The organism is Echinimonas agarilytica (genome assembly GCF_023703465.1).
Taxonomy (GTDB): domain Bacteria; phylum Pseudomonadota; class Gammaproteobacteria; order Enterobacterales; family Neiellaceae; genus Echinimonas; species Echinimonas agarilytica.
Window position 1 is genome coordinate 82,364 of the sequence record NZ_JAMQGP010000004.1, and the last position, 15,411, is coordinate 97,774.

The following is a 15,411-nucleotide window of genomic DNA, read 5'->3' on the forward strand; positions in this document are numbered from 1 at the left end:
AATACTTATGCACGTTTTTGCTTCGCCAAGAAATATAAAATTGCCACAATAAACAAATACGGCACGGCCAGCTCCATCGCTTCTTCAGCCATACTGGCGATTTTGTCTGTTTCTTTTGAAAGCTCAGCAATGCCCCACCCCGAAAGCTTGCGCGCTAAGCCGTCTAGCGACTTGGATACAACTAAGAACCCACCGGCAAAGCCAATACTCCACACCAGTGGCGACCACTGAAAACGAAACACTTCCGCGATAAATTTACGACCATGACGACGCACAATCGTGATGATAGCCGACAGCACCACCAATAAAATAATGGCTGCAATGACCTTACCCCACCAACTGACATCTGGGTGAGCAAAAAACTTGCTTTTCAACACGCCAAAATTGGTAAAGCGCTTGTCAAAATCTAGTTCACGCGCTGCAAAGCTCAGAAACATCACCGCAAAATACCAATATTTTGTAAGGTACTCTTTACCGCCTTTAAAAAACATGACAGCAACGGCAATCAAATAACCCAGAGCCGATAACGATTCAACCGGCCCCCCTTCTTTCATAAAAGAGTCACGTGTTTCTGGAGTCACAGAGATAGATAAAATAAAGACGAAAAGCGCCAGCACAACTAAACCAATAATGGTTAGATAGTAAGGGCGATTAAAATTATGAGTCGACATTTTTTTAACAACCGATCAGTATAAAAGACAAAGATGACAAATATATAGCGAGCAGAGCTTAGTGATTTGAGCGAGAATTGTCCACTTAGATTGCGGCATCACTGCCGCTGGAAAAACGCTCAACCACTCTCTTCAATCCAATTAAACAAGTCACAAACAGGTTTTATTAAGGAGCCTTACTCAACACCTTATCAAGATCTTCAGCGCTGTGACGCTCTTCAATTTGCTCCCATTCTTCACCCCATGAGCGATTGACAATTCGGCCTCGAATCACAGCTTCACGTTGCGCAATAGTGTTCGCCCAACGAACCAAATGGGTATAACTGGCTACATCTAAAAACTCAGCAGCATCATATAAGTTGCCCAACACCAAATTACCATACCAAGGCCAAGTGGCCATATCCGCAATACTGTATGTATCACCTGCGATATAAGCATGTTTTGCCAGTTGCTTGTCCAGCACATCCAACTGGCGTTTGGTTTCCATGCTGAAACGATTGATCGGATATTCGAGTTTTTCCGGAGCATAGGCATAAAAGTGACCAAAACCTCCACCAAGGTAGGGAGCAGAGCCTTGTAGCCAAAATAACCACGTCATCACCTCAGTTCGGCTACGCACATCTGTAGGTAAGAAATGACCAAATTTATCAGCCAGATAGAGCAAAATAGAAGCCGACTCAAAGATATTGATCGGCTCATCAGCTGATCGATCAACCATGGCTGGAATTTTAGAGTTAGGGTTTACGTCAACAAAGCCAGATGAAAACTGATCGCCATCGCCAATCTTAATCATATACGCATCATACTCAGCACCCGACTCGCCCAATGCCAATAGCTCTTCGAGCATAATCGTTACTTTTTGACCATTCGGTGTGCCCATTGAGTACAACTGCAAAGGATTCTGACCCACAGGTAAAGATTGCTCATGGCGAGCTCCAGAATCTGGACGATTGATACTAGCCCATTGGCCGCCGCTTTCACTGTCCATGGTCCAAACTTGAGGCGGTATATATTCGTTAGTCATAGTCATTCCGAAATAAGGGAGTAGATGATATATGAGACATTATTATGGGTTTAAATTTCACGACTGGGGATTTTTGCATCAAATTTCAGTGAAATATTAAAAGAAACTGCCAAAGCTATGCCAGCAACGCATTTAAACAGCCCCTAGCTAAGCGCAACTCAATGTCATGATATGACTCATAGTTTCACGTGTTTCTCACTACACGCCTTTAAAGATTTGAGATACAATCGCCACCTATCGAAAGTCCCCATAGTTCAACTGGATAGAACAGTTGCCTCCTAAGCGATCGATCCAGGTTCGAGTCCTGGTGGGGACGCCAAGCAAGTATTCAAGAAATAAAAAAGGTCAGAGCCCTTTTAAATAAAAGTTGAGCTCCACCGTCACCGTGCAGCTAAGACTATTCATTCTGCAACGTGATTGTTGAAGGTTTTTGTTCAAACGCCGTTACCAAGTGTACTGCTCTCAGTTACCACCTCGCACTAGCTTTACTTCATGCGCTGATTCTTTATCCATTAAATCAATGCGACTGTATCCTGAATCAAGATTAATCAGCCATGCTTGATTGGCATAAACCACATGGGGAGTTGATGACCAGTAATTATGAAATAATAAAAAGCCATCGTCGGGAAATATAGTTACATTAATTGCAGGCCGCCAACAGCTTAATTCTACAATAGTTTGTAGTTCTTTGATGTTAGGTAAGCGCCAATCTGTATAAGCTCCTAAAGTATGATCCATTCCACTTCTTGTCGCTTGACGCCAGTTTTTAGTGCTGGCAGTTCCAGAGCAGATCTGTAGGCCATTATCCCAGGCTTGGCCTAAAGCACAGCGATCCCACATCAAACCTGTTTGTAAGTCTGTAACGGTTCCTTCCGTGACTATTTGAAAACGGTCATTTGGAGTTGTTTCCTTTGCATTTGGGTTACAAGTCGCAGCTTGTAATATAGGTATGTATAGGTAAACGATAGCCAGAACTATAATAGGTTTCATGTTGATCATAGGCTCCTCATTCGTCATTAGGGAAAATCTGCTACGAGTCGAATCGGGTAAGCCGATGCCTTAAAATCTACAGGCCCGAGTGTATTGGACAGATCAAATGTCAACGTCCATGCCCAATCATTGTGGAAGCTCGCGGGTGTAGCAGTCCAATGCCAAGTGCCTTGTGTATTTGGAAAGTAATTAACGTCTATTGCAGGGTTTGATTGGCTAAGATCTTGAATGCCCAATAATTCGATGTATGCTGGCATTCGCCATGTTGTGAGTCCACACAGTTGTTCGGCGTTGATTGCTGCCTGGTACTCTTGCGTATTGCAATGAGTTAGATCTGCGCAGACGCCTCCAGTTTCAGAACCTACACCGCCACCATTGGTATCTGCATCAGTGTTATACCAAGTATATGAGTGAGTACTATCTTGAAGGCCTCCATCATTGGTTTTCACCTCCCACACTAGCTGAGTAACTGCATCATAAACACAGTCCCAAGATGTAGCGTTGGCATCCAAAGGCGAGCCGTTGGCATCTAATTTAACAAAGCTAAAACCGCGAGCTCCGTCAGTCGAGTCTGAAAAATTAATATCTCGCCCAAAGTGACCATCTTGATCTTCTGGTATTGGATCACTTTCTACATCGGTACTGTCAGCACAATCAAGGTTATTTTGATGATTACCTGAACGTGCAGCGCCATAGGCATAATCACCGCATAAAGCAAAGCCCGTATCGTTCATTGGAGCAAACGCAGAATCATCGGGAGATAAGATGAAATTGACGCTTGCACTGTCAGATTTTCCGCCCTCATCAGTCACAGAAACTTGGAATTGCACTGCAATCGATGTAGTCACTGTAGGCGCAATAAAGCTAGGCTGAGCCGAGCTGTCATCTGTTAATGTAATCGCTGTACCTGTGCTATCTGTTTGAACCCAATCAAAACTGAGACTGATAGATTCGTCATCTATCGATTCGGTTGCATCAAGCTGGGCACTACGACCACTTTTTACTTGCAGTGGCGCTTTTGCGCTAGCAATTGGGGCATTGTTATTGACGATTGTTACGGTAATTTGTGCTTGAGCTGTTCCGCCTTCATTATCAGTCACATCAACAGTAAAAACTATATCCTCGGGTGAAGTCACGTCTGGCGCTGTGAAACTGGCTGAGGCTGTCGTTGCGCCGCTCAGCAACACGGTTGTGCCCGCCGTTTGCGTCCATTGATAAGCTGCAATACTGCCATCGTCATCCGAGGCACTGGCATTTAACGTCACCGATGTTGCTTCATCCACGGTTTGATGGTTGCCCGCAGACACGGTGGGCAACGCATTCACCGGCTCAACAAGCACCGAGACGGGCGCACTCGTCGTGGCATTCTCATTGTCAGTCACCGTCACCTCAAAGCGAAGCGTTTCGGCGCTGGTCAAAGTCGGCGCTGTGAAACTGGCTGAGGCTGTCGTTGCGCCGCTCAGCAACACGGTTGTGCCCGCCGTTTGCGTCCATTGATAAGCTGCAATACTGCCATCATCATCCGAGGCACTGGCATTTAACGTCACCGATGTTGCTTCATCCACGGTTTGATGGTTGCCCGCAGACACGGTGGGCAACGCGTTCACCGGCTCAACAAGCACCGAGACGGGCGCACTCGTCGTGGCATTCTCATTGTCAGTCACCATCACCTCAAAGCGAAGCGTTTCGGCGCTGGTCAAAGTCGGCGCTGTGAAACTGGCTGAGGCTGTCGTTGCGCCGCTCAGCAACACGGTTGTGCCCGCCGTTTGCGTCCATTGATAAGCTGCAATACTGCCATCGTCATCCGAGGCACTGGCATTTAACGTCACCGATGTTGCTTCATCCACGGTTTGATGGTTGCCCGCAGACACGGTGGGAGAAACGTTAGGAGGCTTGATAGCGATGGGCAATACTGTGAGAGAAATATTTGCATTGGCCGTTAGACCTACATCATCTTCAACTTGAACCTCAAAGAAGAGTCTTTCTTCCTGTATAAGCTCAGGCGAAATAAAGGTTAATTCATCATTTTGGGTGATGTCAAAAGATACAACTGGCCCCTGGGTTTGCTGCCATGATAAGCGCAAGTCTGACTGCTCAGGATCCAGAGCTAATGCGGTCAAAACAACCGTGCTACCTGCCTCAGCTTGTTTAGGCCCAGATAAGCTAACACTCGGACTTTGGTTTGAATTCTGAAACCAACTAGAAATGTTGTTTTGAGATGAATGATTATTGGGCTGCTCAACATATGTCAGAACTTGCTCAATCCAAACATCAAGTAGACTGCCATTATCACCAAAAAAGGAACGCAATGCTGCCACATCAATATCTGGACGAACCTGAATAAATGGATCTGGCTCTAACGGGCCAAGCACTGCTTCCAAGTTTTCTCGATATTGGCTCAGCTCGGTTATGTTTAAAATACCTTTGTCATTTGCATATTGTGCAATTAGCGTTGTGACAGGGGTTAAGTTACAAGAAGAACGTTGTTCAAACCGGCAAATGGCCTTCAATTGCCCTTCAAAGTTTTGGTTGTTCAACACTCCACCATTCGCAATGACTTCTATATCTTTTTGATCATTGCGAAGTAAAACTTCAAACCTGCCAGCGTCATCAGATAGCCCTAAAGAAAATAACTCCTCATTGTTCCAATTTTTGTAGAAGAGTGATGCCGAAGCGATTGGCTCATCAATAACCCTTCCCGAAAGCACTGGAAAGCCATTGACTTGAACGTTTTGATGAATCATTGAGCCATGTGAGTCGATTGCTTCAACAACAAAATTGAAGCGTGTCTCAACATCAAGCTTTGGAATTTGAACAGTGATCGAATCAGGCGTTTTTTCTAACACCTCCAACTTTTGTGCGCCATTTTCAAGTTCCTGTCGCCAAGTTATCTCAACATGTTCGCCATCGGGATCGTAAGCTTCTGCGCTCAGAGTGAGTTGTCGGTATTCACCCGTTTCTATTTGCTGTTTGGTTGACAATACTGGTACGGAATTTTCATTAATAATAAGGACTTCGACATTCGCCTGAGTTTTTTTTCCTAGCGAGTTTCTTACCTCCACACTAAACAAAGACATTCGATCTTCAGAGACGAGTGGAGCGATTGCGACAATAGATTGTTGATTGGAATCTTGTATCGCAAACTCTGGGCCGGTTAGCTGTTCCCAGTGAAACTCGAGATAAGAACTTGAAGCGGGTTTAACTGTCAGCTCGACAGGTTGCCCCTCAACTACTTGCAAGAAAGGCTCAACAGAAATTTCTGGAGAGGAGTCAGACGGGTCACACCCGACTAAAAACAAGAGCAGGCCAAGGCCAGAATTGACTCGAAAATTGATGTAAAAGAAACTTTGATTAAGACAGCTCATTAGATCACCAACTACTACATTCGCTTTGATGTCGAAGGATTATGGCAATCCGTTTGCTTCGGTTACTTCTCAATTAAGTATGTACAACAAATGAGTTTTTGCAAATTAAGTAGCGGCCCAGCAGCTTTAATATGGCTTAGCACGGTTTTCGAGCTGAATAGACAAAACAACCCAACATATTGATATAAAAATGATTACCCTCAACTTATCTATCTCAACCCTGCGCCTACCGCGATCGTCTAATTGTGCATTACTTCAAAACAATGGATAAAGGGGGGCGACAACGCCAAGAGCAATGCTCACGCCAATTCCCGAACGCTTCACCGATGTCACGTGGCAATAGACCACATTGAGAAACGGACAGAGGATTCGTCTTTAAATCTTGCTCTGCCCTAATTTTTAATGGCCGGAGGGAAGAAATGTATCGGCTGAGATTTCGGACATGGCAGCTCCCGCGAGAAAACATTGCTTTTTCATTTTGCGAACGAAGCTATCTGCACCACAGAGGAATACGCGGTAGCCTTTGCAGTCCGGCAATAGATTTTTGCTGTACTGGTAGATGTCACCTTCGTTGAGCTGGTAACGGTCGATCTCACTAAAAGCCGAATCTGCGTGCGTTGTATTCAGCCATTCGTATGCGCCTTGTTGTACCACATAATGCACATGCAGCTGCGGGTATTGGGTGACAAGCGCTTTCAATTCATCCATTAAATACAACTGTTTGGCATCTTTCGCGCCAACGAACAAATGAATGGGCGCAAGATGCTCATGATTCATAAGAGCATCTCTAACGATGCCATAAAGCGGCGCAAGACCTGTGCCCATGCCCGCGAGCAATAGCGGCTGTTCAGGCGAGTCGGCTGTGTAAAAACAAGCTCCGATTGGCCCTTCTACAGATAACGGCACACCGATCTGCATTTCATCATAAGCCCATTGGCTAAACTTTCCGCCTTCAATTCGCTTAATGTGAAGCTCAATAAAGTCATCAATTTGAGGCGTGCTCGCCAATGAGTAGCTGCGGCTTACCGCGCCATTTTTGAACACATTAACGAATTGTCCGCTTTTATAGGGCAATTGAGCATTGAGCCGAACACGGACAACTTGCTCATTCATCTTGGATATTTCAACCACTTCCGCCACTGTTTGCGGCAGCGCCTGAGCCGCACTCTCGATGGTCATAGATTCAGATGGAATGCAGCTGCAACTCAAAAATTGATTGAGTTCTTTTTGCGCTGCATTAAGCCCAACCTGTGCGGCAGATGGAATTGAGCCTTCGCTGCACGTCATCAAACATGACTGGCAAGCTCCGGCGCGGCACCCATGTCGCACTGAATGCCCAGCATCAAGCAAGGCATCCAGTACCAATTGATTTTCCTCCAGAGGTATGGATTGACCATCAAAGGAAAGTATTTTGGCTTTGGGCGGCTTGGGTTTGCGCTTAAACAGTTTACTTATTGAGAACATCGTCTTTAACGCTTACTGCAATCGTCACCACACTATCAATATCTTCTTGGCCCACACCCAGCTCTTGCAAAGTTCCAACAAGACTTTCTGCTACTGCAGTAAAGTGTTCTTCCGTGAGATTCATGTGCTTGTGAGCTTCGCGCATGTCTTTGCCTGAATAGTTATTCGGGCCACCAAAAGCCATGGTTAAAAATGCTTTTTGTTTCACGTGCTGTGCTTGCATGTCAATCGTATCGAAGAAGTGACTAATGCGGTCATCGGCTAACACTTTGCGATAGAAAATATCAACAGCAGCGTCAATCGCAGCAGCGCCACCAAGCTTATCGAATACGGTCATCGCTTTTTCTTCTACGGTGGCCGCTTGCGGTTCTTTTTTCTTAAATAATCCAAACATAACTTGCTCCTAATGAATTCTATTTTTACTGGACCTGCGACACCATGTATTCCACAGCCGCGGTTATTTCTTCTTTAGTGAGAGCGTCATTGCCGCCTTTCGCGGGCATCAGGCCATAGCCGTTACTGGCATGTTCAACCAATACTGGAATACCCTGCCCCAGCCGGGGCCCCCACATCTTTTTATTGCCAATAATGGGAGCGCCATTAATGCCTTGTGCATGACACACTTTGCATGTCCCTTTGACGATTAACTCGCCTTGCGACGGCTCTGGCGGCTCTTCTGAACACGCACAAAGCCACAGTGTAAATGCGCTCACAATGATCGATTTAGTCAATAGTCTAAGCTTCATAATGAACCTCAACTGACCGCTGAGCCTTGATGCTCAGCGGCTTTGTTACAGGGGGAGTGCATTCGTTACATCGGAACGCGGATCACAACACCCCCCATCACTTCACCCACTTTAAAATCGGTGCGAGGTGAGTCTTTGTGTTCGTTGTGGCAGATTGTGCATGCATCTGATACCGCAACATCGGGGTAAACAGCCGTGAAATACGTCACGTCACCGAGTTGCTCGGTACCGTAGAAGTTTTCGCCAGGATTCGCTGCAATGTACTCAAGTCCTTCTTTTTCCACTGGGCTCTTCGGTGCATTTTGACTGTTGATTGGCCAGATAGATTGTAGAGAGTAAGTGAAGTCATCTGTCATTTCAGAGACGGCTTCGGCACCAGCACGGAACATTTGTGCAGGCAATAATGCGCCATTGTCGTACTCTTTCCAGTGCTCATCAGGCTTAATAGCACCGGCACCAGCTGGACCTAAGCGCTTGATAATAAGCTTGGTGTAGTTGGTACGGTCAGCTTTCATGACTGCAAACAACGAATCGGTATAGATCTTAGGTTCGATACCTGCGGCTTTTTCTTCTCCACAGCCAACCAGCGTTGCCGCTGCAGCTGCTGCCAATGCGGATACTGCAATTACTTTTTTCATCATCTCTCTGCCCTTTGAAGTTACATTTTTTTGAGTTTTATCCATTGGAGCAACTGCTATTTTTTTTGTCGTTTCAGTGCCCAATCGATGGATTCAATGTGCCGGCCAGGCTTACCAGAAAAGTTATTTCTGATTAAATTTGGATCCGCGAGTGCATCAATGGAAAACTCCAACGAGTGACATTGCATGCACACCGGACGAATCATTTTTTCATTTGGTCTTAAGTAGTAATTTTGATTATGTTCAACATGAGTAATCACTTCGCCGCGTTGCTTTTTAGATACTCGAGGCAAGTGACATGTGGCGCACGTGACCGCCTGCTCTACTGGCAGTTCAGCCTGCGCGCTTTGAAGCCACAATTCGCCATGAGGAGACTGCTTAAATGCGGTTGAATGGTCGTCTTGGTGGCACGTTAAACAAGCATCAACCGATGCAAATTGGGTGTCATATTCATGGGGTTTATGGCAACTGTTGCAACCTTGCTCAACATGCGCATTTAGCGGATCGAAGGTTAAGTCAGATGACGATTGACTCGCCGACATTGGCGAAAGCTCTGCCGCCACTTTATTCGACAAGCGCATACCGTGCTTGCCTGAACTCCAGCCATCAAATTCTTGTTCGTGGCAAGACGCACATGATTCAATGCCAGGTTTTTCAATCCATTCAGACTCCTCATTCCCAGCATGGCAACCGGTGCAACTAATGCCCGCATTGGCGTGTGCGGTGCCTTGCCAATGTTCAACCACATCTGGGTGCTCGGCCATTTTCACCGCTTCTTGCTGAGGTTTAATCGCAACATCTCGGTTGGCTTTCAAAGAGGCATGGTTTCGTAATGCAACCTGAGGTAAATCAGTCAACCACGATTTATTGGCATTGTCGGTCAGGAAGCTTTCAAACAAGGCGCGGTTATCATGGAAGTTATGACAACCGGCACTGGCGCAGCTATCAAACGCTAAGTCTTTATGGCTTTCACGTTCATCACCCACTTCTTTATGGCAATGCCAACAATAATCATCAGGCAGTGTTACGCCCATCTCGCGTGTTTGTTCGGCTTGGTGTTCGGTGTGACAGCTGACGCAATAGCGCGCATCGATAATTTCGAGGCGATAAGCTTCACGCGGATCGATAAATTTCTTTTTCGGATGAGAGTCGTGCGCATCTTCAAGCTCTTCGGCATGGCAATTTACGCACGCATCTTGAAGTACTTCTTCACCACCAAAGGCATCGGTATGGCAACTGTCGCAAGCAAGTTCAATTTGAAAGTGACCGTGGCTTGCTTGCCCAATGAGCAAGTCAGATTTATCTTCACTCGCTAAAAGCACGTAGCCGTAATACCCGCCTATCGCAACGGTGAGCAAAATCCACAAAGGCCAAATTAATTTCTTAAACGTCATCAGAAGTAATACACCGTTAAAATATGAATGCTCAACAAAATTGGCAGAGGCCACGCCACCAGCGTATGGATCCACGACCAAAACTTACGCATTGAAATAGCTTTTGCGGGTGAAAACTTATGACTATTCGCGACCACGATTCCGGCAAGCGCTCCGCAACCTAAAACAGCGAGAAAATCCACCATTAACCAACGATTTAAATTGTCTCCAAGATGAAACCCCGTGTGCACCAACAACATGCCTGCGCACGTTGCTCCTAAGACGCCATGCAACAAACGCCAATAGCTAAACTGCCCCATTTGGGTCCACCCCATGCGCTTGCGAAGCGACATCAGTAGCCCAATGACTGACAAACCAAGCAATGTAAATCCAGTGACTTGCTTCCAAAATTTGTCGTTCCAAATGTCTTCAAACCAAGGTTGCTGCTGAACTGAATCTGAAACGGATAAGCCCGGAATGAATAGCATCAAACTGGCAAACATAACGGCCAAGACACTCATCAATGCCATGGGCAACCAGCCCTTTTCTTTTTGAGGCTCTGCATGGCTGCCTGTGAGTTGGGCTAATAAAGGTTTGCACGAACCACATACGGTGCCCGCATTGGTCGTCAGTTGAAGGCTTTCCACCGATGTTGCACCTTGCTCCACAGCCGCCACTAATTCGCCCTGACTGATATTGTTGCACTGGCATACAATTGCGCTTTGAGGCCATGCTTGAACATTATCGGTATCGCTTTCAGACCAAAGTTTGCCGCCTAAGCGGAACCACATTAATTGCATGAATGAAAACGAACGCTGCTGCTTAAATGCCTCTTGAATACGTCGAGCTTCGGGCCATTCGCCCAATCCCACAGCTCCAATTAAGCGGCCTTTGTAAATCACTAATTTGCGATAAATACCATTTGATTTATTGTGATAAGTGACAACACTCTGATAGGGCCGCGATGGCAAATCTGCGACTTCTCCCATGCTGCAAACTTGCTCGCCTACCACTTTCAATCGGCTCACTTCCAAAGAGCCTTGATAACGGGCTTGTCCGCCAGTGATCACATCAGCAGCAATTGCAGCCTGTTCAAACCCGGGGCTGACGAGACCATAGGTGAAGCCGTTATGTTCACAACACTCACCAATGGCATAGATGTCTTTGCGTGAGGTTTGCAGCTGATCGTCCACAACAATGGCGCGTGCCACTCGAATATTGGCTTGCAGCCCTAAATCAACATTGGGAGAGATTCCTGTGCACAATAAAACCGTGTCACACTCGAGAGTGTCGCCATTTCTCATGACAACACCGGTCACTCGATTGTCGCGGCCTTCAATAACACGCACGCCAGACTCGGTGACCACCTCAATGCCGAGCGCTTCGACTTTATCTCGGAGTAGTTTTGCCGATGGCTCATCGAGCTGTCGATTCATCAGACGAGAGGCTTGCTGAATAAGAGTGACTTTAGTATTGAATTTGAGCATTCCTCGGGCTGCTTCAAGCCCAAGTAAGCCACCGCCCACCACAACCACATGGCGCGCTCTTGAGATTCGTGCCGAGAGTGACTCGGTATCTTTTAAATTTCGAAAGGTGTAAACGCCCTGCTGCTTAACGCCAGGAATGTTCGGTACATGCGGCCTAGAGCCGGTTGCAATCACAAGCTGGTCGTACTCATACCCCTGACCTAAATTATCAGTGATTCGTTTTTCACTGGGCGCAACGTGGGTAATTGTGGCGGTGAGAATACGAAATTTCTTGTACGTTTCTTCATCTGGCAGAGCTGTTTGAATATCATGATATGTCGCATCGCCTGCTAAAAGAGCAGAGAGCAACACTCGGTTGTAAGGCGCGTAAGGCTCATTTCCGAATAAAGTGACCTGCGCGTTAGGTTCTCTTTTCAATAATTCATGTGCAAAACGCACACCTGCGGGGCCACTTCCAATCACCAAAACGCGTCGACTTTTAGCCGCTTCAATCGGGTCATAGATCCCAACTGAATTTGCTGAATCGTCATTGCACACGTTTGAAGGTAAAACGACCTCTGACATGAACCTACTCGCTGACTACTTGATCACAATGAGTGAGTAAATGCAGCGATTATGCCAATTCTGGTAAAAATCGCCGTAAGCAAGAAGGCATAAGGCTTACGCCCTAAATAGCAGATTCTTAGGTTGCGCCCTATAAATGCATAAAAAATACAACAATTGGGCATTTGACCTATTTTTGGGCAAAGAGATCTTTAATATTTTGTTAAATGCTTTATTAAATACCAAGTTAACACTTCTCTGTAGCGCATAAAAAAACCCCAACAAATTGGGGCTTTCAATAACGATGGATTAAATGCCTATGACTGAAGTACTAATTCGACATTCACATTGCCACGTGTTGCATTTGAATAAGGGCACACCTCGTGAGCTTTAGCAATCAGGGCTTGGGCTTCTGCGTTGTCCATTCCTGGCAGTGAAATGTTCAGCACGACATCAATCCCAAATCCAACTTTTTCAGTGAGTGCACCAATGCCCACCACACCGGTAATGTTTAACCCTGTCGGCAGTACGATATTTTCTTGGCCTGCCACAAATTGCATTGCACCAATAAAGCAAGCTGAATAACCCGCAGCAAACATTTGCTCGGGATTCGTGCCTTCTCCGCCTGCGCCACCTAGCTCTTTTGGCGTTGATAGCTTTACGTTGAGTTTATTGTCTGAAGACGTTGCCGTGCCTTCACGGCCGCCAGTTGCAGTAGCCTGACCTGTGTAAATGATTTCCATACTTAATTTCCTTTTGGGTTAAACGTCTCAAGATAAACGTCACTCGTGACAAGAGCGAAAAACAATATCGCACCGCTGGTCATTGCACAAACCCTAATCACTGCACTCTCCCTAAGCCTAAAGGAGGTACCTGAGTGTCTCGAATGTCGATTTGGGTCATCGTCACGTACGAAAAATAGGAATGATTTTGATTTCAACTTCGCTATAATCGTCGGCCAATTTTTGCTCCGGATTTACGATTCGGGCGGCAACAAGAGTAGTCAATATGTCTAAGATAGTCGTATGCGCCATGTATAAATTTGTGCGCTTGGAAAATTTCGAAGAGTTACGTCAGCCATTGCAGCAGGTGATGGAAGACAATGGTGTTCGCGGTACTTTGTTAATTGCACTGGAAGGGGTCAATGGCACTGTAGCTGGCACGCGAGAAGGCATTGATGCCCTACTCGCTTGGTTTGAGCTCGATGGCCGACTTGCCGGGATTTCTTTCAAAGAAAGCTTTGATGATGAAATGCCATTCTATCGCACCAAAGTGAAGCTCAAAAAAGAGATTGTCACCATGGGTGTGGAAGGCATTGACCCCCGCAAAGTTGTGGGCACCTACGTCAAACCCAAAGACTGGAATGAATTGATTTCAGATCCCGATGTGGTTGTGGTTGATACGCGTAATGATTACGAAGTTCAAATTGGCACTTTTGAGGGAGCCATCAACCCAAATACGGAAACGTTCCGAGAATTCCCAAAATACGTTGCCGATAACCTCGATCCTAAAAAGCACAAAAAAGTCGCTATGTTCTGTACTGGCGGCATCCGCTGCGAAAAATCAACAGCCTATATGAAAGAGCAAGGCTTTGATGAGGTGTATCACCTCGAAGGCGGTATTTTAAAGTATTTAGAAGAAGTGCCAGAAGAACACACCAAGTGGCAGGGTGAATGCTTTGTGTTTGATAATCGCGTTGCTGTTGATCATCAATTAAAGAAAGGAAACTACGACCAATGCCACGCCTGTCGTTTGCCGATTACCGAGCAAGAAAAACTTTCTGAAAAATATATTAAAGGCGTATCGTGCCCTCATTGCTACGACAAGATGAGCGATGAACAGCGTAGCCGTTTCTTGGAACGAGAGCGTCAAGTTCAACTCGCTAAACAGCGCGGTGAAGACCATATCGGCAAAGATGCAACCGAACTTTTGAAGCAGAAGCAAACTGAGAAAAAACAACGCAAAGAGGCCGCCCGTCAAGCTTCTCTCAGACAAAACAAATCGAAGTCTTAAAGCCTATTCACACAAAAAAGGCAATGCTGCATGCATTGCCTTTTCATCTAAATGATTCAAAGCTATCGAGCGCTTAATGCCTCTCCCAAAAATTCAATCCCTTCCCAACCTTGAGCGATAAAATTCCGAATGTTTTGATGATCTGTACCGTCAGGTGTATCGCGGACCGATCGGTAATGTTCGCCAAACAGTGCCAGCGTTTGATCCGCAGTCAGTTGAAACATCTCAGCAAATGCAAATAGCTTGCATGAACCGGAGTTTTCACCCGCTTTGTTATCGGCATTACCATTTTTGAACGCTGTTGGCGTAAACGTATAGTTGCCGTCAATCACAGCCAAGGTCGTGGCAAAATCAATGGAATCTGGAGACTCAGATGTAGAGTGAATAAGAGCATCGATTGAAATCATAGTATTCCCCTAAAGAACGACGTTAGATAATGCCGCTTAACACAGCAAAGTCAAAACTCTTTAATCACGAGTGTTAACTCGATCTTGATCCGTTTATTGATTGATATTGGACAGTTAATAGCATGTAAAAAAAGCGTTGATTACAAGCAATGAGGGGATGAAAAAGTGTTGGTGTAGGAACAACAAATTTTTTGTAATCAACGCACCACTGTTTGGTGTGAGTCAAACTGCCAAAAATGTCGAAGGACGCTGCTCATTGGTACAGCGCCTTCTGAAGAACCATTCCCGATCATCTCAATCGTTCTAGCTCTTAAGACGAATACTAACCGAGAGTTGGCGATATAAAACTGAATTTACCTAGATTTACGTTTGTGTATAAACAGCTACAACTAACCTTGCATATGCTCACAAATTTAACGTAATCGATCACACAACCTGTCAATTAAGGCAGAACCATACTGGGCTCTTTTCTTGGAATTCCTTCCCAAATTCGCTCATGAATCACATATGCCACAGTGTTGACCGCAGGCTCGACCAAAGCGATGAGACCACCAATTAATAGACTCCCAGTGAGTAACCAAGCAATGGTAAATGCGACACTGAAGTGAGTGATCGCAAAAGTTAGGGTTTTAATGCCAGTTCTCATATTATGTCTCCTTAAAGACTCTTAACTCACGACTTAATGATAAC

Annotated in this window: 14 protein-coding genes and 1 tRNA gene; 2 read left to right on the plus strand and 13 right to left on the minus strand. The window is 45.7% G+C overall.

The window, feature by feature from the left end:
• Nucleotides 1-5: 5 nt before the first annotated feature.
• Together NAF29_RS10430 and yghU are read right to left on the minus strand one after the other, a co-directional pair.
• Nucleotides 6-671, minus strand: a complete 666-nt coding sequence (locus NAF29_RS10430) for a hypothetical protein (protein ID WP_251261506.1) — start codon at nucleotides 669-671, stop codon at nucleotides 6-8.
• Nucleotides 672-837: 166 nt separating this feature from the next.
• Nucleotides 838-1,695: a glutathione-dependent disulfide-bond oxidoreductase gene (yghU, locus tag NAF29_RS10435; protein WP_251261507.1), complete on the minus strand. Its 858-nt coding sequence runs from the start codon at nucleotides 1,693-1,695 to the stop codon at nucleotides 838-840.
• Nucleotides 1,696-1,938: 243 nt separating this feature from the next.
• On the opposite strand from yghU, the gene NAF29_RS10440 reads away from it, so the two are divergent.
• Nucleotides 1,939-2,014 (plus strand) — tRNA-Arg (locus tag NAF29_RS10440).
• A 143-nt stretch (nucleotides 2,015-2,157) separates the two neighbouring features.
• Here NAF29_RS10440 and NAF29_RS10445 read toward each other — a convergent pair.
• From NAF29_RS10445 to NAF29_RS10485, 9 genes are all read right to left on the minus strand, one after another.
• On the minus strand, nucleotides 2,158-2,685 hold the full coding sequence (locus tag NAF29_RS10445) for an Lcl C-terminal domain-containing protein (protein WP_251261508.1): 528 nt from the start codon (nucleotides 2,683-2,685) through the stop codon (nucleotides 2,158-2,160).
• Nucleotides 2,686-2,711: 26 nt separating this feature from the next.
• Complete coding sequence (locus NAF29_RS10450; protein ID WP_251261509.1) at nucleotides 2,712-6,050, minus strand: PKD domain-containing protein; 3,339 nt, start codon at nucleotides 6,048-6,050, stop codon at nucleotides 2,712-2,714.
• Between the two features lie 399 nt (nucleotides 6,051-6,449).
• Complete coding sequence (locus NAF29_RS10455) at nucleotides 6,450-7,514, minus strand: FAD-binding oxidoreductase (RefSeq protein ID WP_251261510.1); 1,065 nt, start codon at nucleotides 7,512-7,514, stop codon at nucleotides 6,450-6,452.
• Nucleotides 7,498-7,908, minus strand: a complete 411-nt coding sequence (locus tag NAF29_RS10460) for a group I truncated hemoglobin (RefSeq protein WP_251261511.1) — start codon at nucleotides 7,906-7,908, stop codon at nucleotides 7,498-7,500. Before NAF29_RS10460 ends, NAF29_RS10455 begins: the two co-directional genes overlap by 17 nt.
• A gap of 25 nt (nucleotides 7,909-7,933) precedes the next feature.
• A complete protein-coding gene (locus NAF29_RS10465) occupies nucleotides 7,934-8,260 on the minus strand; it encodes a c-type cytochrome (protein WP_251261512.1) in 327 nt (108 codons plus the stop codon).
• Between the two features lie 65 nt (nucleotides 8,261-8,325).
• The gene (locus NAF29_RS10470) at nucleotides 8,326-8,901 is read right to left on the minus strand and encodes a Tll0287-like domain-containing protein (protein WP_251261513.1); all 576 of its coding nucleotides are present in this window, start codon (nucleotides 8,899-8,901) and stop codon (nucleotides 8,326-8,328) included.
• Between the two features lie 53 nt (nucleotides 8,902-8,954).
• On the minus strand, nucleotides 8,955-10,292 hold the full coding sequence (locus tag NAF29_RS10475) for a cytochrome c3 family protein (RefSeq protein ID WP_251261514.1): 1,338 nt from the start codon (nucleotides 10,290-10,292) through the stop codon (nucleotides 8,955-8,957).
• Entirely contained in the window at nucleotides 10,292-12,322 is a 2,031-nt protein-coding gene (locus tag NAF29_RS10480) for an FAD-dependent oxidoreductase (RefSeq protein WP_251261515.1), read from the minus strand. The genes NAF29_RS10475 and NAF29_RS10480 overlap by 1 nt, the downstream gene beginning before the upstream one ends.
• 296 nt (nucleotides 12,323-12,618) lie before the next feature.
• Nucleotides 12,619-13,044 (minus strand): organic hydroperoxide resistance protein, encoded by a 426-nt coding sequence (locus NAF29_RS10485; RefSeq protein WP_251261516.1) that lies wholly within the window; start codon nucleotides 13,042-13,044, stop codon nucleotides 12,619-12,621.
• A 265-nt stretch (nucleotides 13,045-13,309) separates the two neighbouring features.
• Here NAF29_RS10485 and trhO point away from each other — a divergent pair, with 265 nt between their 5' ends.
• A complete protein-coding gene (trhO, locus tag NAF29_RS10490) occupies nucleotides 13,310-14,314 on the plus strand; it encodes an oxygen-dependent tRNA uridine(34) hydroxylase TrhO (RefSeq protein WP_251261517.1) in 1,005 nt (334 codons plus the stop codon).
• A gap of 62 nt (nucleotides 14,315-14,376) precedes the next feature.
• On the opposite strand, the gene NAF29_RS10495 is transcribed toward trhO, so the two are convergent.
• A complete protein-coding gene (locus tag NAF29_RS10495) occupies nucleotides 14,377-14,721 on the minus strand; it encodes a HopJ type III effector protein (protein ID WP_251261518.1) in 345 nt (114 codons plus the stop codon).
• Nucleotides 14,722-15,163: 442 nt separating this feature from the next.
• Entirely contained in the window at nucleotides 15,164-15,355 is a 192-nt protein-coding gene (locus NAF29_RS10500; RefSeq protein WP_349665573.1) for a DUF2061 domain-containing protein, read from the minus strand.
• Nucleotides 15,356-15,411 lie beyond the last annotated feature (56 nt).